This window comes from Streptomyces sp. SM10, assembly GCF_002910915.1.
Lineage (GTDB): Bacteria > Actinomycetota > Actinomycetes > Streptomycetales > Streptomycetaceae > Streptomyces.
This window is the reverse complement of record NZ_NEUF01000068.1, coordinates 34,342-53,408: the sequence shown is the minus strand read 5'-3', so window position 1 is coordinate 53,408 and position 19,067 is coordinate 34,342. Positions and strand designations below refer to the sequence as shown.

Sequence of the window (19,067 nt, the reverse complement as noted above, 5' to 3'; positions counted from 1 at the left end):
GGCCGGGTTCCTACGCCGCCCATTCCAGTCCGAGGGCGGCGAGGACGGCGAGTTTGTCGGCGGTGAGCTTGGCCCGGCGGGTCTTGTTGTTCGTGAGGAATACCCCGAGTTTCACAGCGTGTTCCTGGCCGTCGACGACGACCGTTTCGATGTGGGCTCGGGGGACGGTCAGGCTTCCGGTGCGGGCCTTGTACTGCTCCAGGGCGAGGATGCCCCGCTCGAATGCCCCGCTCGTCGTCGCGGCCTTCTTCCTGGCCGGCGCGGGGGGCAGGGGGGTCAGCCCGAGGTCTTCGAGCCGCTGGCGCTGTTCGGGGAGCAGGTTCTCCCATACGGTGTGCTCGCGCTGGCGGTTGATCCAGGCGCCGATGTCGCAGCCGTGGACGATCACGCCTGGCAGGACCTCGGTCAGCCCGCCTTCTTCGGAGAGCAGGGCGCGTGCGGTGGCGTAGTGGCGCTGCCACTCGGTGGACCACTCGGGGCACCAGTCCGGGTCGATGCTCTCCAGCGCGGCCCGCCGCTGTGCGGCCCGGTCCTGGTCCTTGCCGAGTCCGCCGGCCTTGCGGAGATTGGCGAGCCACTGACCGACCGCCACCCCGTCCACCATCGCGTCCTTCGGGGCGGCGAGGCTGCCGTGCACCGAGTGGTAGTTCCGGGCCGCGGTGAGGTTGCGCCAGAATCCGGCGTCCGCGACGGACCACACCATGCCTACCTCGTTCAGGAGATCGGCCCGCCAGGCTTTCAGGGTGCCGAGCCGGAACGCGCGGCGCTGCTCGCTGACCCATGCGCCCAGCGCATACGTGATGCCGTCCTCGCCGAGCTCCACGGACGCGTCGAGCGGGACCTGGGCGTTGCTGTGCTTGCGCACCCAGTGGTGCAGGGCGTTGTAGCCGGTGAGCCAGACCTCGGAGTCGGGGTGCAGGACCCGGGTGCGCAGGAACAGGGCGACCGCACCGGGATCGCGGGGGAGGGAGAACCGCAGCAGGGGTACGCCGGCGCCCGGGTGCTCCTCCTCGGTCGCTTCGTCGTCCGTACCGTCCTGGGCGGCGGCCTCTGCTGTCTCCTCGCCCGTGGCGCCCTCAGCGCCGGCCGCCGCCTCGATGTCGTGGTCGGCGTTGACCTCCTGGACGCCGTCGTCCTCGTGGACCGGATCGAGCGCGACGACGGACGTGGCCCGGCCCCGGGCGGTGGTGGTGCTCAGCGCCATGCGCTCGATGGCCCGTTCGTCATGAGCGCGCAGGCCCTGGAGCACCGAGACCAGGGGGCGGTAGCTGGAGGACGCCATCATGTCGGAGGGGTCCTCTCCCGGCTCCAGGAAGACCGGCACGATCAGCCGCGCGACCTTGCCCTCTCCGGGGTCCTGGCGCAGGCCCCGCCCGGTGATCTGGACGATCTCCACGGGAGAGCTGCGGGTGTCGGCGAACACCACGGCGCCGACGCCGCGCTTGCCCCGGATGTCGACGCCCTCACCGAGCACCCGGCAGCTGGACAGGACTCCGAGGTCGGTGACCCACCCGGCGGCGTCGATGCCGTCCGCGAACCTGCCCAGCACGACCCGGCGGTGCGCGGCGGGGTGCTCGCCGCACAGCCACTCCGCCCCGACCCGGCCCGGGTAGGTGACGGGGTCGGTGGCGTGGAGTTCCGCGGCCGTCTCCGGCAGCGCGCGGGCAAATGCCATAGCGTCCAGGGTCCGGGTGTGGAACGTCATGAACGACCGCACCCCCGACTCATCCGCATGCTTGAGCAGCGCCTCTTGCAGCGCGGCGAGCCGTCGGCCGCGCCGCTCCTCCACCGACGCGTCCGGCCCCGGCGCCTGCGGGTCCCGGATCTCCAGCACGTCGATCTCGAACCGGGCCAGGATGCCGCGCTCGACGCTTTCCATCAGCCCGAACTCGAACAGCACCGGCCCGTACAGATCGACGTCGTCCATCGACGCGACCAGGCGCCCGCCGCTCTCGTCCGCGCCGGCACTTCCGGGCGATGCCTCCCACAGGCGGGGGGTGGCCGTCATGTACAGCCGCCGCTCCGCAGGGATCCGCGCCTGGTCGTGCACGGACGCCCACGCCTTGCCGAGGTCACCCGAGGTGCGGTGCGCCTCATCGACGACCAGGAGGTCGAAGGGGCGCATGGTCTGGCCGTAGGAGCCGCGCAGCGCGCGTTCCAGCACGCCCGGTGCCGCGTCGCCGTTTTCCGGGTCGCCCTGGTCGTCGACGAGGCCCTGTGGGGACAGGCTCGCGTACGTCGCGAACACGAGCATGGGCCCGGCCTGCGCGGTCCACAGGGCGAGTTGGGTGGGGTTGGTCGTGCACCGCACATCGAGCGCGTCCAGCAGCGGATCGGCCCCGAGACTGCACACCGCGACCGCAGGGGCCTGGTGTCCGACCGCCCGCCAGGCTTCCACGGTCTGCGTCAGGAGATCGAGGGTGGGGACCAGGACGCCGACCGTCCCGCGCGGGACCATGCGCAGTGCCGCCAAGGCCGCCGTGATGGTCTTGCCGGAGCCGGTGGACATGTGGACCTGTCCGCGCCGCCCCCGGGCGGGCACGGAGCCGTCCACGGGGAGCGAGAGGCCCTCGATGATCGAGTCGACGGCCTCGACCTGATGCGGCCGAAGCGAGATACCACCCTGCATACCCACCACTCCCTCACGACCAGCGGTTCCTGAAGCACTGGCCGGCGTGAGGCCCTTGCCTCGCTGCCCGCCGTTCCGTTGTGCTGATGACGACCGTAGCGCACTCGCACAATACTTGTTCACTGAACGTCCAATTTGGCTCCGGATGTCGTCCAAATGCGCTAGGGTCGCGGCATGAGTGAAGAGAACAGCGTGGAAGCGCTCCTCGAAGAGGCCCGGTTGAACGCCTCCATCCCGCCCCCGGCCGAGCGCCAGCGCCTGCGCGAGGCCGCGAACCTGTCCCGCGCCCAGGTCGCCGCAGCCGTCGGCGTCGGGCGCACCACGGTCGCCAACTGGGAGACCGGCCACTCGGATCCGACCCCGCCCGGACGTCTGCCGTACCTGAAGCTCCTCAAGGGCCTCGCAGAGATCTGCCCGGCCGCCCCCGCACCCGCAGCCACCCCCGACCCCACCCCTGAACACACCGCGGATCCGGCCCCGGTGCCTCCCGCGTTCGCCGCCGCACCGCAGACGCTGCGGGGCTCGGACGGGCACGCCATCGAGGGCGACCCCGGCCCCTGCGTCCGCTGCGGCATCGAGACGACCTACCAGTCCACCGACGGCCGCCCCCTGCACTCCGGCGCCCTGTGCCAGCCCGCTAGCCCCGCCGCCGCCCCACACACCACCGGGACCGCGCCGAGCACTCCGGCCGCAGCCCCGGCGGCACCCGCGCCCGCCTCACCAACCCCGGCACCCCTGCCCAACCGGCCGGAGCGCCGCGCCCGCAGCGCCGCCCGCGCCCAGGCCGACACCACCCTCCTCATCAGCCGCGCCGTCCACGAGGAAGCCGAGCGGGCCGGCGGGGACGAGGAAGCGGCACTGAAGGCGCTGATCAAGCGGGCGATCCCCGACGTCATGCACCTGTTCAACGAGACCCGAGCCACCGGCCGCTACGACTACACCGCCTACCCGGCCCTCCCCGACATCCTGAAGAAGCCGTCCAAGAAAGACCCCGACCAGATCTGGGAAGCACGCCCCAAGTTCCACCACCCCGGCTACTCCCTGCGCGCCCCCGGCGACATCAAGGTCACCGCCCTGGACGTCAACGCCGCCTACCTGTCCGCGCTCAAGTGCTGGCTGCCGATCGGGAAACTCGAGCACAGTACCGGCACCGACGGTGTCGAGCCGAAGCGCTCCGGAGTCCACCTGATCACCCCCGCCCCCTGGACACACCCGCACCTGCCCGACCCGATCGGCGACCGCGACGAACCCGGCGCCCTCTGGATCACCAACAGCACACTGCGCCTCCTCCAGCGCCTCGCCGACCCCAAGTACGGCCTCACCGACGCTCCGGTCATCCACGAGTCTTGGACCTCCGGCGCGACGGAGAACTTCCTCGACGCGCTGCGCAAGCTGCTGTCCGCCGCCCGTGACGAGGCGATCGAGAACCAGGACACGCTGACCCTGGAGTACGTCAAGGCCATGTACAGCAAGTTCATCAGCACCATGGGGGAGTCGATCCACAACCGCGAGATGGCGCGCCCGGACTGGATGCACATCATCCACTCCCAGGCGTACGCGAACCTGTGGGGCAAGGCCTACAAGGCCCACCAGGCCGGGCTCGACGTCGTCGCGATGATGGGCACCGACGAACTCCACGTCACCGGCGACTGGCGGAAGGTGTTCCCCGAGGGCCGGGGCGTGGCCCAGATGAAGATCAAGCACGGCGACGCCAAGGCCACGGGTGAGTACAGCGTGGGCACGGTGGGCCGCTGATGGCCGGCCGCTGGATGGACCTCGGTGCGCTCAACGCCTGGGGCCTGCCCGGTGCCGACGCCCTGGGCGTCGCGATCGAGCGCATGGTGAGCGGCATCGCCTCACCAGTCGACAGCGAACGCGGCCTCGCCGCCCGCCTGAACTACCTCACCAAGACCGACGCCGGATACGAAGCCATGGACCGCGCCGGCATCCACGTCTCCCCCCGCACCCTCATGGCCTGGCTCGCCGAAGAGCGGACCCCGAACAAGGCCAACCGCTCCCGGCTGGACGCCGCGTACTGGGACCTCCGCCGCCGCAACGTCGCAGCCGACCTCAAGAAGCGGCTCAACAACCACGGCCGCGGAACCCGTGTCGAGATCAACCCCGTCGACCAGACCCGCGTCGACGGCCGGCACCAGCGGGACCTGTCCAGCCGCAGCATCAACGTGCGCGGCGTCTGGGACCGCGCCGTCGACGCCTGGATGAACGACGACGTCGACGAACTCGACGCAGTCTGGGACGACATCATCGAGGACCTCGGCTCCGACTACGACGCCTACAGCAACGTCTCCTCCATCGGCTGGGCCGCCTGAGACCAGCACAAACGCCCCGCCCCCGGCATTGCAGCTGCCGGGGGCGGGGCGTCTCGCATGGTAGTCGGACCCGTGAATCGTCCCCCAGCGTTTGCGTGCTTTCAGCGAGTGGCGCCTTGTGCGCCACTCGCATCCATAATTCGAACAGACGTAGCATTGCGGTGCCCGCCTTCGACTTCCCTCAGGATCGTCTCGACGCCCAAGCCGCCCTCGACGAGGTGCGGGCCGAGCGTGACCTGTTCGTCCAGAGCCTGCCGTGGTCGGCGGAGCCCCTGCCCGGGTGGAAGGCCGACAAGCAGCTGCACAGCGACTACCGGCCGGAAAAGGAAGACAGCCCCGGCTACACGCCCGAGGAGGCCGAGCGCCTCGCCGGATACCGGGCGCGGATCCTGGAGCTGACCACCTTCGTGCTCACCCACCTGTACTGGCGGACGCTCTCCGGCCCGGACCGGGTGCAGCCCGCACCGCCCTCAAGCACGCCCACGATACAGCCGGCCCCGGGGCATAGTCATGCCCGACGCCACCCCGAAATCCGGCACCAGCGACCTGGACAGGAACCGGGTTCTCCTGGACTGGCTGCGCTGGCAGGTCGGACAGACCGAACGCCGCATCCGGGAACTGGAGATCCAGGAAGCCCAGGAACGGCAACGCCGGGAGCGAGCACGGGCGGAGATGTCCTGGAAGATCCAGCCGCAGCGCTCCTCCTCGACCGCCCTGCTGCACCGCGGCACGTGCGCCACCTACCCGGACCAGGTCGGGCTGATCTCTCGGGAGGACGCGATGGTGGCCCTGGCCGAGCCGGACATCGAGCCATGCGAGGTCTGCCGGCCGGACACCGGACTACAACCTCACCGTAAGAGGCCTGCACACCTACTATGTGCTGGCAGGCGACAAGCCGGTACTGGTCCACAACTCCGATGAATCGGGGCCAGCATTCAAGACGGACCCCTCAAAGCTGCGCAAGCTGTCCGCAACGGAGATCGAGAATATGGTCGGCGATGCGAATGAGTTCAAGGGCGAGGTGCTGCGCGATGCTGGCGCCCGTGACAGGATCGTTTCGCACTACGACATCTTCATGGACAAGACGAGTGGGTTTCTCTTCCTCATGCCTAAGGACCAGAAATCCTATATCGCCACTCTTCTGCGCAAGAGTGGCGAGTGCTGGAGCTGTTGAGGTATGAAAAATAAGCGCTCGGCAATACTCCTGGTCGAGTCCAAAGATCTCTCTGTGGAGGAGATCTCCGACATCATCGGGCAGCATCCGGATCGTTTCCGCCGAAAGGGTGATACTGGATTGCCCCCTGCACGCCCCCTCAAGGTCAATGTATGGGAAGTAAGAGAGGATGTCGCCCGGGAGGAATACCTCGGGCTCGCCTTGGAGCGACTGTGGCCGAGGATCCTTCCCTTGGAGCGCGGACTGGCCGAGCTTGCGCAGCGCGGAAGCTTCATCCAGCTCTCCCTCGTCCAATGGATCTCCGAGGCTGATCCGCACCAGCCCGGTTTTGGGCTCGGTGCCCAAGAATTGCGCTTCCTGGCCGGAATCAATGCACAGATGGACGTGGACCAGTACGCGCCCTAAGAAGTCATCTCATTTGGGTGACTCGGTATTCTGTGAGTCATGGTGGGGATCGTTGAGCGGCTGGTGCCGGACGAGTTGTGGGAGTTGTTCCAGCGGGTGGTGCCGGAGGCGCCGTCGCGACCGCAGGGCGGTGGTCGGCGTCGGCACGGTGACCGGGAAGTGCTGGCCGCGATCGTCTTCGTGGCCACGTCGGGTTGCACCTGGTTGCAGCTGCCTTCGGCGTCGTTCGGCCCGTCCGGCGCGACCGCCCACCGGAGGTTCTCGGAGTGGTCGAAGGCCAGGGTGTGGGCCAAGCTCCACCGCCTGGTCCTTGACGAGCTCGGTGCCCGAGGCGAGCTGGACTGGTCGCGTTGCGCGATCGACTCGGTGAACATGCGGGCCCTGAAAAAGGGGACCTGACAGGTCCGAATCCTGTCGATCGGGGCAAGTACGGCTCGAAGATCCACCTGATCACGGAACGGTCGGGTCTGCCCATATCTGTCGGCATCTCCGGGGCCAACGTGCACGACAGCCAGGCCCTGATCCCGCTCGTGAAGGGCATTCCGCCGATCCGCTCGCGCCGCGGCCGGCGACGGCGCAAGCCCGGAAAACTCCACGCCGACAAAGGGTACGACTACGCTCACCTGCGGCGATGGCTACGCGAACGCGGCATCACCCACCGCATCGCCCGCAAGGGAGTCGAGTCCTCGCAACGGCTGGGCCGCCACCGCTGGACCGTGGAACGAACCATGGCCTGGCTCGCCGGCTGCCGCCGCCTTCATCGACGCTACGAACGCAAGGCCGATCACTTCCTCGCCTTCACCAGCATCGCCTGCACCCTCATCTGTTACCGAAGGCTTGCCAAATGAGATGACTTCTAAGGCAGTTGAGCAGAGCGGTGTTCCGAGTCTGCGCTATTGGGGGATGGTGAGCAGGATGTGGGCTCGTCATCGAAGCGGGCGGGCGCGCGGCGATGGCGGAACTGCGGCACGCCATGGGCACCTCGGACTCGGCGCCCGTCTCAACCCGGGCTGGGACGCGGGCCTCGCCAAGACGCGGATCCGCCACCTCGGGCTCGACCCCGGCCAGCGCGCCGGGCGTCTGTCGGGCGGCCAGCGTGCCCAGCTTGCCCTCACACTCGGACTCGCCAAGCGCCCCGGGCTGCTGATCCTCGACGAGCTGGTCGCCGCCCTCGACCCGCTGGCCCGCCGCGAGTTCCTTCAGCACCTCACCGAGGCCATCGCGGGACAGGAGATGAGCGTCGTCCTCTCCTCCCACCTGGTCTCCGATGTCGAGCGGGTCTGCGACCACGTCATCGTCCTGGTCGAGTCCCGTGTCCAGGTCGCGGTGACATCGACGAGCTGATGGCCTGCCACCAGCGGCTCATGTCAACGAGACACGGCCAGGCCGCCCCACCCGCGGGCGGCCACATCGTCTCCACGAACCGTGCCGACGGACAGATGACCCTCGTCGTACGCACCGACGTCCCGGACCGCGCACCGCACGATCCCGCATGGGCCGTCAGCCCACTTCCCCTCGAAGACATCGTCCTCGCCTACATGAGCCGCCGCACCACCTCCGTGTCCCGCCCGACCATCGCTCTGGAGACTCTCCGATGATCTGGCTGACCTGGCGCCTGCTCCGTACGTAGGCAATGCTGGTCCTCGTCGTGCTGACCGCTTTGGCGGTCGTGCTCGCCGCCACCGGTCCTCAGCTGGCCGATCTGCACACCACCGCAGGCCGCGGCCTGATCCAGCAGCTCACCGGCACCGACACCGCCCTGTACTTCGTCGGCGGAGTGGCCGTCCTGGCTCTACCCGCCCTCCTCGGCATGTTCTGGGGTGCCCCTCGTCGCGCGCGAACTGGAGGCCGGCACCCACCGACTCGTCTGGAACCAGGGCGTCACCCGTACTCGCTGGCTGCTGACCAGGCTCGCCCTCAGCGGCCTCATCGCCATGGCAGCCTCGGGCCTGCTCAGCCTCGCCGTGTCCTGGTGGGCCGACCCCATCGACCAGGCCGTGGCCACGGGCGGCTCGGACAACGGAGACAACTTCGTCCCGCGCATTGACCCTGCCACCTTCCCCATCCGCGGCATCGCCCCCCCTGGCCTACGCCGCATCCGCGGCATCGCCCCCCCTGGCCTACGCCGCATCCGCGGCATCGCCCCCCTGGCCTACGCCGCATTCGCCTTCGTCCTGGGCGTCACCCTCGGCGTCATCATCCGCCGCACCCTGCCGGCCATGGCCGCGACCCTGGCGACGTACACCACGGTCCAGCTCGTCGTGCCGATGTGGGTCCGCGAGCACTTGGCCCCCACCACCACCGTCACGGCCCCGTTCACCCCCGACCGCCTGGCCAACTACGCCCTCGACTCCGTCTCCCACGTCGAATTCGGCAAACCCGAGGTCGGGGTAACCGCCGAACACACCCTCGACGGCACCGGCCTTCCCGCACACGGCATGCCACCCGGATACGCCGACTGCGAATCAATCAAGGAATGCGTCAGTAGTCTGACGAGCGCCGGCTACCAGCAGCGCATCACCTACCAGCCCGCCAACAACTTCTGGACCCTGCAATGGGCCGAGGCTGGCGTCTACCTCGCCCTCGCCATCGGGCTCGGTGCCCTGTGCGTCTGGTGGACACGGAAGCGTCTGAGCTGACGCACGAGACAAGCGCTGCTTCTAGCAGTGAACGAAGCCAAATACTGCAACCCTCGAATACCGACACTTCACCAGTGCCGCCGGGACTCCACCGAAGCGCTCATCGGCGGCGTCACCGGCTCTCTGCACCGCCCCCAGGTTCTGCTGCTGGGCCGCAACGACACCACCGGCCGCCTACGCCTGGTCGGCAAGACAACCCCGCTGAAACCCGGCCCGGCCCAAGAGGTCGCCGGCCACCTCACCGCGGCCGGCCCCGACCACCCGTGGACCGGCGTCCGCTTCACCGCCTCCTGGAACAGCCGCACCCCACTGGAACCGGTCCTCGTCGACCCCGTCCTCGTCGCGGAGATCAGCGCCGACGTGTCCCAGGACCACGGTGTGTGGCGCCACCCGCTGCGCTACGAACGGCTCCCACTGGACGCAGCCCGAGCTGATGTTCTGCCATTCGGTGCGACGCAGTACGGGCCCCGGCACAGATCTTTGTCGTTCCCTCTGCTGATCGGAGTTGGGCCCGGGGTTGTGACGTGGCAGCCGCAAGGTCGTTGACGGGGTGTGAACAGGAAACTCTCCGCAGCAGCCGTCGGCCTCGCCACGGTCGTTGGCGCCTTCGCTATGGCCGTTCCGGCCCACGCTGCAGACCCGACTCCCGAAGGTCCACGGATGGTCGAGAAGAGCACCGGTCTCCTCAATAGCCACAACCAGCTCACCACGGAGAAGACCTTCAGTCTTCTCGAAACAACGCAGGAGGGAGGGAATTACCACGAGCCGTCCACGCAGTCCGGGCCTGGCGTCATCAAGACGGTCGAGGGCTGACCGAGCTTGCCCTCGTACGGCTCGGTGATCAAACGGGTGTCCCGTTCCCGCTGTACTTTCGGCGAGGTGCGGTCACCGCCAGCCGTCGCGTCACCAGACTCATGAAGTGGGGGCAGGCCCCCAACCGCGCCAACCATCGAGACCCTGCCCCCACGACCCACCCGGCAGCAGAAGGCAGCACGTGGCAGGACTGGTCGTGTGTAGGGGGCAGGTTGGCGGTGTCCCGGCAGATGGCTGGTCGATGGGTACGTGTGATCAAGAAGATTGCCCTCGCTCTGGGCCTGGCCGCCGCGCTGACCACCGTCACCGCGCCCGTGTACGCCATCGACCTGTACCCGGAAATCAAGGTGCAGATCTCGCAGGGCACGAACGCCTGCCCCGACCCGTCGCTGTGCCTGTACGAACTTCCGAACTTCAACGCCTCCAGGGATGCCCGAGTGGTGATCCTCCCCGCCGGCCTGGTGTGGAACCTGCACTCCTACGGCGTCGGCGACGACGCCGACTCGGTGTACTGCACCCGGCAAGTTTGGTCCTGCGACCTGTACGACGGGACCGAGAAGCAGGGCGCCAAAGTCGTTGTCCCCTCCGGCGAAGCGCTGAACACGCTCAGCTCCGCTGTCGCGACACTCCCCGGCGGGGACCGCGTCATCATGGACCTGCGCAACAGGGTCAGCTCCACCTACTGATTCTGAACTACCCCACCGGCCACCCCGGCAGGAAATCCTCTGTGCGCACCAGGAAACCCCGGCCGCTCGCCAGCGGCCGGGGCTCTCGTATGCCTGCTGGGGACACAGAGCAGCCGCGGGTCCGTTCTGGTTGTGCCGGCTGACGAGCGCGGCAGGCACTCGTCCCGGAGTCGCGCCGCAGGGCAGGTGGACGTACACCGGATACATGAGCGAGGAACAGAGGTCGTGGCATCCGGGCGAGGCCGTGCCGGAGAGTGGGATCTATGAGTGTGACTGCGGTGCGGGCCACCACTGGAGCACCGACGTGAAGGGCCACCGCTTCCCGCCCCTCCCGGCCGGCTGCTCCGGGGGCTCGTGGACGCTTCAGACGGACGCGCACCCCGACTCCTGAACCCCAGCGCTTGACCGCCCCGGGAGGAAGCTTCGCGTGGTCCTGAGGCCGCCGGTGGAGCCGATGCTCGCGCAGGCCCGCGACACCCTCCCACCCCTTGCCCCCGGCCAGGTGGCGGTGCAGCCCAAGTTCGAGGGGTTCCGGGCCCTGCTCTTCACCCCGCTGCGCGCGGACGAGCCGGTGTTGTTGCAGACCCGGCGCGCGGCGCTCATTCAGGACCGTTTCCCCGACCTGGCCGCCGCCGCCCGCAGCCTCCCCGGCGGTCTCGTCCTCGACGGCGAGCTCGCCGTACTCGACCCCCACGGGCAGCTGAGCTTCACCGCCCTGCAGCGCCCGCGTCCTGGCGCCTGCAGCGCCCGCGTCCTGGCGGCCGCAACGCCCGCCCACTTCATCGCGTTCGACGCTCTGCAGAGTGACGGCCAGGAGCTGCTGGAGGATCCGTTCGCGCGCCGCCGCGAGGTCTTGGAGGCGCTGTTCGCCGACCACTCGGCTCGGGCCGCCGTGGACGCTGTGCCCGTCGACCACGGAGCCTGCGGTCGCGGACGAGCGGCTGCATGAGTTGGCTTCGTTCACATGAAGTAGCAGCGAGTGGTCAGCACTTTGAGCAGCAGTTGACGATCTTGAGTGCCGTCAATGTCCACGAGAGATGACGCCATCCAGCAGTGGGTCTGACCGCGGTTCCGTGAAGGATCTTGGAGCGGCTTGACCCGGCAGTAGGGGCGAGCGGAAAACCTCGGCTTCCACATCTCCGCGCGACTACTGTGCTGCTGGTAGATCGTCCCGCCCGACGAAGGGAGCCGGGTTGTGCTGACCACTACGCACCCTCCGTAGGACCCTCTGGAAAGCCCAGAGGGCCCTACGGAGGCTCCTGATGTCCCGAACTGTCCGCACGACTCCCAGGCAGCTCCGCGTCGGAGAGGGCGCGTCGGAGTCCATGTTCCTGTATGACCTGCGCTACGCGAATGCTGAACTGGCCCAAGCCGCCCGCGAAGGCCGTCGCCCTGCCCCGGCGAAGCTGCGCCGGATCACCTCTTGGCAATGGATGGTGCTGTACTGCAGGAAGGGCTCGTTCTCCGGCGAGATCGCTTCGGCTGAGGGCCGCGCCCGGCTCCAGGGGCGCCTCGAGGCCCAGCGGATCCGCGGGCTGCACCGCGCTGGCCACGACCTTGACGACGCAGATATACCGCCGGTCCGCCACCGTCATGGTGTGCTCTGGAATGCCTGGTAGAGGCGAAGCCCCCAGGACTGACCGGTACTCACGAGCGCAGGAAGTGCGTACCGGCGACCGCCCTCCGCGCCGGAGGACGGAGGACGGAGGGCCGTCGGGTAGGAGCCTGCGCTGGTCAGAGGGCATTGGCTGGTTCTTCAGCTCGGGCTCGGGCGCTGGCGAGACCCTAGGAGTCGGTGCCGGCCTCGATGATGGTGCCGTTGAAGGTGAGGCGGTCGACGATGGCCGCCCGCGCACGCCGTACCTTCGTCGAGCAGATACCGGGCCTGACGCGCCGGCACAGTCAGCGGACCGAACGGTTGCGCTCGACCCCGGCGTCGGTCGGCTTGGCGCTCGCGGGCCGGGGCCCGCATCGCCGGCGTCCTCGGCGTTTCCGTCAGCCGCAGCACGGTGCTTCGTTTGGTGGACGCGCTTCCCGGGCCCGAGGCGGCCGCACCACGGGTTGTCGGCGTCGTCCTGTTCGGGACCGGCACCAGCCCGACACAGATCCGCAGCCGCGCCCGGCGGTATGTCGCCGAGGAACTGGGCGTGGACGAGGGCATCATCTTCGACGCGTTCACCCGGCACGCCGAAGGGGTGGGCGTGGACGCCAGAGACCGCGGTCTCCTCGCTCACGAACTGGCCTCGCCATCGCCGACAACCCGAAGTTCTGGGAGGTGCGAGCGGGGACCGCCACGGGGCCGGCAGTCTCGCGCACCTCGGCATCCGTGGCCGAGGACCTCGCCAACCTCGCCCGCGAAGTACTGCTCCGAGCCGCTGAAAGGGACCACGCCGCATGACCGACACGACCGAGACGACGGCCGAGACGACGGGGGACCTGTTCGGCATGACACCCGGCGGCGGTCGCGCCGCCGGCCTCCCCGGGCGTGCCCCGAAGCGGGACGCCGCAGAGCCGGACACCTCCACTGTTCCAGTGCTGCCCGACCCGTTCGAAGCCGTGCCGCTCCAGCGCGATCAGGTCACTGGCACGCCGGCCGAGCGCCTGGCCCTCGTCGAGGACACACTGCGCCGGGCGAAGCTCACCGAGAGGGAGAGCGTCCGCGCGGCCCGCGTCCGCGGACGCATCGAGGCCGGGGCGGCCCTGGCGATCCTCGTGGAGGACGAGCTCCACAAGGAGGCGGGTTACGCGTCGCTCGACGAGTACGCAGCCACCGTGCTCCACATGGACCATACGGCCGTCTACGAATTCATCAAGGACCGCACGCGCCCCGCCCTGGTGGCCCCACTCAGCAAATCGACGAACCGGCCCCTCCTGCCCGCACAGGCGAAGGTCCTGGCCCCGATCGTCGAGACCCACGGGCAGGACAAGGCCCGAACAGTGCTGGAGAGGGCGGAGGCAAACGGCGGAAAGGTCACCGTCGCGTCCCTCGAGGCGGCGGCGCAGGAACTGGAACTCGAGGTGACCACGCCGAAGAAGAGCCCGGCACCACGCCGCTCCGCCCCGGCGCCCTTGGACGTCCTTGAAGCCGGGCTCCTCGCGCTCCGCGAGGTCCGATCCACACTCGACAAGACCGCGTTCCGTGCCGGATGGGACGCGGCAGCCGCAGGAGGAGAGGCCGACGCCGAGCGCCTGGAGCAACTCCGGACAGCGGTCTCCGACGAGGCGCGCACCATCCGCGCCGCCACCCGCTGGGAGCCGAAGACACCCACGTAGCGACCGCGGACAAAGAGGGCCACACTCCGGCGGGGCCCTCTTCTGCGTGCGAGGGCCGCACGGTGCGGCAAGGCGTCTTGGTCCCTCATCGCGGCCTGGCGGTCGCCGGCCGGGCCTTCCTGAGCTTCCGGACCCACTCGATGCAGCCGAAGACCGCAGCGATCGCGATGGAGACGATGGTGAACACCGGCGTGAACAGCTTCGCCAGTTCGATCGCCCGGTTCATACGGAACCGCAGAAGGAGCCCTACAGCCGTCGGTGACTCCCACGACCGCGTGGTGGTCTGGACCCACACGTCAGCGTCCTCACCGCGGGTTCCCGGGCGGCGCTAAGAGACCATCTCATTTGGCGAGCCTGCGGTAGCAGATGAGGGTGCAGGCGATGCTGGTGAAGGCCAGGAAGTGGTCGCCGCCGGCGGAGCAGGTGGGCACGACAGCGGCGCGCCCGGGTTCCGGCCGCGCCGCTGTCGAGCTGTGGTCAGCCCCCGGGGGAGCCCCCGGGTCAGTGGAGCTTGTTGACGGCGGTCTTCGTCGTGGTGCGGAAGGCGGTCAGCGGGGCGTCCTCGAGGTCGCCCATCTGGCCCCAGCGAACGAGGGTGACGGTGCGGCCGTCGCGGCCGACGGAGAACAGGTGGATGTCGGAGATGCCGATCTGCGGGTCGGCGGTGTCCAGGCTGTAGACCCAGGCGCCTTCCTCGACGGCGAGCTTGCCGTGGGAGGCGCTGACGGCCTGCAGGCCCGGGTTCTGCTGCTCCAGCAGGGGGCCGCAGCCGGCGAGGGCCCCGCGGAGGGTGTCAACCAGCTTCACGGCGTCGGCCTCGGTACGGGCGACCGTGGTGACCTGGACGCCGTTGGTGTCGAGCTCGGTGCTGAACTCGCGGTAGCGGGTGTTCTGCGCCGGGAACTTGTACGGGGCGCAGAGGACGCCGCCGTTCTCCGGGACGCCGGTGAAGACCTGGGCGGCGGTCCACGGCGTCGACGACGGCGGCATCTGGGAGACGGCGAGGAAGGCGGGCTGGGCAGCGGCCTGCGCCGGGGCTGTGGCGAGGGCCGCGAAGCCCAGCGCGCCAGCGGCTGCGGTGGCGAGTGCGGTGCGGAGCTTGTTCATGGTGGTGGATCCCCCGTCGGGTCGTTCGTTCGGTCAGTGCTCAACCAGCGTGGGGCCAGCGCCCGCCGACTGCAACGATCACGCGCCCACCAGCCGTCCCGGAACCATTCCACCCCCGCTGACGTGCAAGGACGTGAAGAATGGGACGCAGGGTCGAGGGGGATGGAATGCCGAAGGACGCCGCCGTCGAGGAGTTCGCGGGGCTCGTGCGCGCGCTGAAGGCGCGGGACGGGAGAAGTTACGAGGTGCTGGGCCGGCGGCTGAGCGTCAGCGCGTCCACCCTCCACCGCTACTGCTCGGGCGCGACCGTCCCGGAGGAGTTCGCCGTGGTCGACCGCCTCGCCCTGCTGTGCGGGGCGGACGAGGAGGAACGGCGAGCCCTGGAGGCGGCCTGGACGGAGGCGGACCGCGCCCGCCGCCGAGCGGCCTCGCCCGCGCCCACTCCTGTGCCAGCCGTGTCGGCCGCGCCGGAATCGAACCCGGAACCGTCCGCGCCGGAACCGGGCCCCGGCCCCGCCCCGGACCCGACCGCGCCGGACCCGTCCGCCGCGGATCCGTCCGCGCCGGAGGCGCCCCGCGCCCGCCCCCATCGTGGCGCCCCCGCTCCCCTCCTCGTCGCCGCCGCCGTCGCCCTCGTCGTGTTCGCCCTCGCCGCCGCCCTGCTCGGCCACCCCACCCGTACCGCTTCCGCCCCCGCTCCCCCTTCCACCGCTCCGGGGCGGACCGCGGCCCCCCTCCCCTTCACCTGGAACATCGGTTCCCAGCTCCGGGAGGGCGGCTGCGGGCACACCTACCTCGTGGACCGGGCCCCCCGCGCGGTCGCCCCGCCGCCGGTCGCGGCCGACTCCGGAGCGTGGGCCGGGACGCACGGTGCCGTGCACGGCGGGGAGGCGCTGGTGCGGATTACGGTCCAGGGCCGGTCGCCGTCCGACGCCGTCGTCCTCCATGCCCTGCACGTGCGCGTGGTCGACCGCGCCGCGCCGCTGCCGTGGAACGCGTACCGGATGGACAACGGCTGTGGCGGCGCCGTCACCCCGCGCCACTTCGCCGTGGACCTCGACCGGCCGCGCCCGCTCGCGAGGCCCGTCGACGGCCTTGACGCCTCCGGCGCAAAGGTCCGCAAGATCCCGGCCGTCTCCTTCCCGTACAAGGTCACCTCCTCCGACCCCGAGGAGCTGCTGGTCTCCGCGCGGACGGCGGGCTGCGACTGCCGCTGGTACCTGGAGCTGGAGTGGAGCGCCGGAGGCCGTACGGGGACGGTGCGGATCACGGACGGCGGGAAGCCGTTCCGCACGAGCGGGACCAGAGGGAGGCCGGCGTACGTGCACGACTCCGCCGAAGGGCGCTGGATCACAGACTCGGACTCTGGACTGATGGTCTGCAGGGGAGTGTCAGTTGGGCATCGTCATCTACGTGTCAGTGGCGCAAGCCCGGTGACCTGGGGGTTGGCACTGACACATAGTGCTCATCTGTTACTGACATGACTGACGAAGGGCCATGCCATTCTCGTGCAGACCGCTATGGCGGGTGCCGGGTCTGCGCTGGTCACAGGCCTTATCAGGCTGGAGTGTCGGAGTCCGGCCAGAGCGCAGCGACGCGTTCCTCCATCGAGGAGATGAGGATGCGCTCGGGACGGCCTGCAAAGAGATAGAAGAGTGATTCCGGGACGTAGCCGGGGCGGCGGAACCAGTTGCGGACCTGTTCGCCGCGTCCCTGATCTTCTGCGATCTCGCCGAGAACTTGCTCGGAGTCCTCATAGATGTGGGCGCCGCGAAGCCGCCCGGCCGATCTGCTGATCATGAATTCCTGCAGTGGAGCCAGCCCGCCGCCCGGACCGGGGGTGCTTCCCCAACTGAGCAGCGACGGGGTGGACATGAGGATGTCGTTGACCGTGTTGGTTGTCTGGGTGTGATGCCAGACCTCCAGCAGCGTGGCGTGACGTCCTTGGTTGGTGAGATGGTCGGCGAGGTTGGTCAACAGGCGACCGGTCAGCATCATGTTGCGGCGCACGTCCACTGGCACTTGGGTGCCCAGTACGGCCAGTGCCCCCTCGCGCAACAGGAGATCGGTGATCGAGACGGCACTGGCACCCCGCGGAGCAACGTGACATGCGCTCAGCACGATGACGGGCGGGGTGTACTTCAGGCCGAGCTCGATGTGCGGTTCGTCGCCGATGACGATGGCTGCCAGGTTGCCAACGAGCGTGCCGTGCGCGCTGATGATCAGCAGGTCAGGTCTGTGCTCGTCGACTGCCTTGCGTAGAGCTTCAAGGGAGAGTGTCTCCACCGTGTGGATACTCAGCCCCTCGACGTCCTTGAGAACGTCCTGAGTTTCCCACCAGCCGGCTCGTGAGATTCGGCCCACTGGGTCTTTGGAGGGGATGCATTCCGCCACCAGGACACGGATGTCGTTCTTCCACTCGATTCCAAGAGGGGTAGCGCCAGACTTCTGCACGGTGCGGGTCAGCGGCAGCAGTGGCTCGTACGTCAGGGGCAGGCGCGCAGCCAGCGGGGCGGTGTCGCCGGGCATGGTGGCAAGGCCCAGCGGGAAGTTGGAGAACACGGTGAGCATGGATGCCCGGCTGATGGCCTCCATCACTGGCTCGGTGAACAGAGGCCTGACAACGGCATTGAGTCGGCTGAGCCGCTTCGCCACCGAGCGGGGGCGGTCCGCGGGGGAGTTCCGAAAGTGTTTCTCCAACTCGGCCAGAATCGTGAATGCGCTGGGGGGAACGGAAGGCATCATCAGCCCCAGGCTGTCGTTGGCGACAGCCCTGTGGGTCAGCGCGTACTCGATGGCCGCCCGTTCGACGTGGGCATCATCGCGTTCACCGATCTCAGTCGACCAGGTGTCACTGGCATCCACTGCGGCGAGCGGGCGGACGCGGGCCTTGCGCAGCTGGGGAGAGTAGGCGCCGCGCATGTATGCAGGGGCGACCCCGGGCAGTGCCAGAGCAATCGGCAGTCGTAGCCGTGCCTCTTCCTCAAGAACCGTCTGCCCAAAGACCGGTTCGGCCTCTTCGAGAGTCAGACCTTGGCGCTCCAGCCGAGCCGTAGCCGCGACGAGCGTGTGCCCCTGCAGGGTACGACGCATCAGTGGAAGGGCTTCCTTGGCGGCGGGTGCATCGAATTTCCAGCCCATCCTGCGAGCCGTGAAACGCCAAGGCAAGTCCAACGCGGCCACGTCCAAGCGGCGACTGAGACGAACCTTTCCCTCCAGCGGAGGGATGTCGGGATACACGCGCTCGTGGATGGCCCGCCAGTGTTCTTCAAGACTCGCGTCGCCCAGAGACGAGAATGAGGCGACGGGGAGTTCGACCCCCAGCGCGGCCGCTCCTTGCGCGGTCCGCTCGACAAGCCCGTCCGGGCACAACGCCAGCATCGGTCGCCACCACGGTGGCAGAATCAGGCTGTCGAGTGCAGTGACGGGAATGGGGACTACGTGATGCCCCATCGCCAGCTGTTGCAGACCCTTCAGCTTCCAGGCTTCAAGGTCGACCAGGTCTGCCCGTGATTGCGGCAGGTGCAGGCAATACCACAGCCCAGGCAGCGTCTGGGCCACGTCTCGGGCCAGGCTGTGAGGCATGGAGAACTGATCGGGGCCCTCATCAGGCATTGCCTCGATGACTGGAGAGATCTCAACGGGGGCCGCACCGTCCTCCGGGTCGAAGACCACGAGGTAGAGCAGATGTCTGTCGACATCCGAGGGCTGAGGGGATGCTGTTGTCACTCCTCGAGCCTAGGCCGGGCAGGCCCTGGGGGAGCGCCAATTCCCTGCAACATCATGGAAGGAGCCGCCCGCGAGACCCGGCGCGTGTCAGAACTCCGGGCGCCAGCCTGCCGCGTACTTCGCGTACAGCTCCAGAGCGGCCGCTAGGTCTGCGGTCGGCTCGACTGTTTCCTCCTGCAGGGACTGGCGCAACGATGCGACAGCTTCGGCCAGATGTCCCTCTCCGCCGTAGACACTCACCAGGGAGTCCCACACGAGCCGCTTCTCGGTTCGCACGACCAC

The 19,067-nt window shown here is 69.1% G+C and carries 21 protein-coding genes; 16 read left to right on the top strand and 5 right to left on the bottom strand.

What is annotated here, in order from left to right; all coding sequences use genetic code 11:
• Positions 1 to 10 precede the first annotated feature (10 nt).
• Positions 11 to 2,629 (bottom strand): DEAD/DEAH box helicase, encoded by a 2,619-nt coding sequence (locus B9S57_RS09150; protein WP_103515027.1) that lies wholly within the window; start codon positions 2,627 to 2,629, stop codon positions 11 to 13.
• A gap of 174 nt (positions 2,630 to 2,803) precedes the next feature.
• Here B9S57_RS09150 and B9S57_RS09145 point away from each other — a divergent pair, with 174 nt between their 5' ends.
• The 15 genes from B9S57_RS09145 (at position 2,804) to B9S57_RS09070 (ending at position 13,949) form a co-directional block, all read left to right on the top strand.
• Entirely contained in the window at positions 2,804 to 4,384 is a 1,581-nt protein-coding gene (locus B9S57_RS09145) for a DNA-binding transcriptional regulator (RefSeq protein ID WP_103515026.1), read from the top strand.
• Positions 4,384 to 4,959: a transcriptional regulator gene (locus B9S57_RS09140; protein WP_103515025.1), complete on the top strand. Its 576-nt coding sequence runs from the start codon at positions 4,384 to 4,386 to the stop codon at positions 4,957 to 4,959. The genes B9S57_RS09145 and B9S57_RS09140 overlap by 1 nt, the downstream gene beginning before the upstream one ends.
• 510 nt (positions 4,960 to 5,469) lie before the next feature.
• Positions 5,470 to 5,880, top strand: coding sequence for a DUF6233 domain-containing protein (locus tag B9S57_RS09130; protein ID WP_219818557.1), 411 nt, complete (start codon positions 5,470 to 5,472; stop codon positions 5,878 to 5,880).
• Positions 5,837 to 6,133, top strand: a complete 297-nt coding sequence (locus tag B9S57_RS34030) for a hypothetical protein (protein WP_181011287.1) — start codon at positions 5,837 to 5,839, stop codon at positions 6,131 to 6,133. Before B9S57_RS09130 ends, B9S57_RS34030 begins: the two co-directional genes overlap by 44 nt.
• Positions 6,134 to 6,136: 3 nt before the next feature.
• Complete coding sequence (locus tag B9S57_RS09120; protein ID WP_103515023.1) at positions 6,137 to 6,538, top strand: DUF4279 domain-containing protein; 402 nt, start codon at positions 6,137 to 6,139, stop codon at positions 6,536 to 6,538.
• A 39-nt stretch (positions 6,539 to 6,577) separates the two neighbouring features.
• Positions 6,578 to 7,386 (top strand): IS5 family transposase gene (locus tag B9S57_RS09115; RefSeq protein WP_374935921.1). Its coding sequence is split into 2 segments (ribosomal slippage): positions 6,578 to 6,926 and positions 6,926 to 7,386, totalling 810 coding nucleotides; the frame shifts between segments, so codons are not numbered across the junction.
• Positions 7,387 to 7,453: 67 nt separating this feature from the next.
• Positions 7,454 to 7,882 carry a hypothetical protein gene (locus tag B9S57_RS09110; RefSeq protein ID WP_103515021.1) on the top strand — a complete coding sequence of 143 codons (429 nt, stop codon included), beginning with the start codon at positions 7,454 to 7,456 and terminating at the stop codon, positions 7,880 to 7,882.
• Between the two features lie 20 nt (positions 7,883 to 7,902).
• Entirely contained in the window at positions 7,903 to 8,136 is a 234-nt protein-coding gene (locus tag B9S57_RS09105) for a hypothetical protein (RefSeq protein ID WP_146057740.1), read from the top strand.
• A 222-nt stretch (positions 8,137 to 8,358) separates the two neighbouring features.
• Entirely contained in the window at positions 8,359 to 9,177 is an 819-nt protein-coding gene (locus B9S57_RS09100) for a transporter (protein WP_258036316.1), read from the top strand.
• Between the two features lie 27 nt (positions 9,178 to 9,204).
• A complete protein-coding gene (locus B9S57_RS34385) occupies positions 9,205 to 9,723 on the top strand; it encodes a hypothetical protein (protein ID WP_181011286.1) in 519 nt (172 codons plus the stop codon).
• A gap of 114 nt (positions 9,724 to 9,837) precedes the next feature.
• Positions 9,838 to 9,990, top strand: a complete 153-nt coding sequence (locus tag B9S57_RS34380; RefSeq protein ID WP_181011285.1) for a hypothetical protein — start codon at positions 9,838 to 9,840, stop codon at positions 9,988 to 9,990.
• A gap of 251 nt (positions 9,991 to 10,241) precedes the next feature.
• A complete protein-coding gene (locus B9S57_RS09090) occupies positions 10,242 to 10,676 on the top strand; it encodes a hypothetical protein (protein ID WP_103515018.1) in 435 nt (144 codons plus the stop codon).
• 427 nt (positions 10,677 to 11,103) lie between these two features.
• Entirely contained in the window at positions 11,104 to 11,625 is a 522-nt protein-coding gene (locus tag B9S57_RS09080; RefSeq protein ID WP_103515016.1) for a hypothetical protein, read from the top strand.
• Between the two features lie 313 nt (positions 11,626 to 11,938).
• Positions 11,939 to 12,295, top strand: coding sequence for a hypothetical protein (locus tag B9S57_RS09075; protein WP_103515015.1), 357 nt, complete (start codon positions 11,939 to 11,941; stop codon positions 12,293 to 12,295).
• 775 nt (positions 12,296 to 13,070) lie between these two features.
• Positions 13,071 to 13,949, top strand: a complete 879-nt coding sequence (locus tag B9S57_RS09070; protein ID WP_103515014.1) for a hypothetical protein — start codon at positions 13,071 to 13,073, stop codon at positions 13,947 to 13,949.
• An 85-nt stretch (positions 13,950 to 14,034) separates the two neighbouring features.
• Here the strand turns inward: B9S57_RS09070 and B9S57_RS34375 are convergent, their stop codons facing one another.
• Together B9S57_RS34375 and B9S57_RS09060 are read right to left on the bottom strand one after the other, a co-directional pair.
• The gene (locus B9S57_RS34375; RefSeq protein ID WP_181011284.1) at positions 14,035 to 14,175 is read right to left on the bottom strand and encodes a hypothetical protein; all 141 of its coding nucleotides are present in this window, start codon (positions 14,173 to 14,175) and stop codon (positions 14,035 to 14,037) included.
• Positions 14,176 to 14,450: 275 nt separating this feature from the next.
• Complete coding sequence (locus tag B9S57_RS09060; protein ID WP_103515012.1) at positions 14,451 to 15,056, bottom strand: hypothetical protein; 606 nt, start codon at positions 15,054 to 15,056, stop codon at positions 14,451 to 14,453.
• A 167-nt stretch (positions 15,057 to 15,223) separates the two neighbouring features.
• Between B9S57_RS09060 and B9S57_RS09055 the strand changes: the two genes are divergently transcribed.
• On the top strand, positions 15,224 to 16,540 hold the full coding sequence (locus B9S57_RS09055) for a transcriptional regulator (RefSeq protein WP_258036340.1): 1,317 nt from the start codon (positions 15,224 to 15,226) through the stop codon (positions 16,538 to 16,540).
• A 73-nt stretch (positions 16,541 to 16,613) separates the two neighbouring features.
• On the opposite strand, the gene B9S57_RS09050 is transcribed toward B9S57_RS09055, so the two are convergent.
• Both B9S57_RS09050 and B9S57_RS35310 read right to left on the bottom strand, forming a co-directional pair.
• Positions 16,614 to 18,785, bottom strand: coding sequence for a CHAT domain-containing protein (locus B9S57_RS09050; RefSeq protein ID WP_146057738.1), 2,172 nt, complete (start codon positions 18,783 to 18,785; stop codon positions 16,614 to 16,616).
• Positions 18,786 to 18,872: 87 nt separating this feature from the next.
• Positions 18,873 to 19,067, bottom strand: a complete 195-nt coding sequence (locus B9S57_RS35310; RefSeq protein WP_258036313.1) for a hypothetical protein — start codon at positions 19,065 to 19,067, stop codon at positions 18,873 to 18,875.

Bases quoted from the DNA above. Each gene is read 5' to 3' on its own strand.
- B9S57_RS09150 (WP_103515027.1), bottom strand. From the start codon at position 2,629: ATGCAGGGTGGTATCTCGCTTCGGCCGCATCAGGTCGAGGCCGTCGAC.
- B9S57_RS09145 (WP_103515026.1), top strand. From the start codon at position 2,804: ATGAGTGAAGAGAACAGCGTGGAAGCGCTCCTCGAAGAGGCCCGGTTG.
- B9S57_RS09140 (WP_103515025.1), top strand. From the start codon at position 4,384: ATGGCCGGCCGCTGGATGGACCTCGGTGCGCTCAACGCCTGGGGCCTG.
- B9S57_RS09130 (WP_219818557.1), top strand. From the start codon at position 5,470: ATGCCCGACGCCACCCCGAAATCCGGCACCAGCGACCTGGACAGGAAC.
- B9S57_RS09120 (WP_103515023.1), top strand. From the start codon at position 6,137: ATGAAAAATAAGCGCTCGGCAATACTCCTGGTCGAGTCCAAAGATCTC.
- B9S57_RS09110 (WP_103515021.1), top strand. From the start codon at position 7,454: ATGTGGGCTCGTCATCGAAGCGGGCGGGCGCGCGGCGATGGCGGAACT.
- B9S57_RS09105 (WP_146057740.1), top strand. From the start codon at position 7,903: ATGTCAACGAGACACGGCCAGGCCGCCCCACCCGCGGGCGGCCACATC.
- B9S57_RS34380 (WP_181011285.1), top strand. From the start codon at position 9,838: ATGGTCGAGAAGAGCACCGGTCTCCTCAATAGCCACAACCAGCTCACC.
- B9S57_RS09075 (WP_103515015.1), top strand. From the start codon at position 11,939: ATGTCCCGAACTGTCCGCACGACTCCCAGGCAGCTCCGCGTCGGAGAG.
- B9S57_RS09070 (WP_103515014.1), top strand. From the start codon at position 13,071: ATGACCGACACGACCGAGACGACGGCCGAGACGACGGGGGACCTGTTC.
- B9S57_RS34375 (WP_181011284.1), bottom strand. From the start codon at position 14,175: ATGAACCGGGCGATCGAACTGGCGAAGCTGTTCACGCCGGTGTTCACC.
- B9S57_RS09060 (WP_103515012.1), bottom strand. From the start codon at position 15,056: ATGAACAAGCTCCGCACCGCACTCGCCACCGCAGCCGCTGGCGCGCTG.
- B9S57_RS09055 (WP_258036340.1), top strand. From the start codon at position 15,224: ATGCCGAAGGACGCCGCCGTCGAGGAGTTCGCGGGGCTCGTGCGCGCG.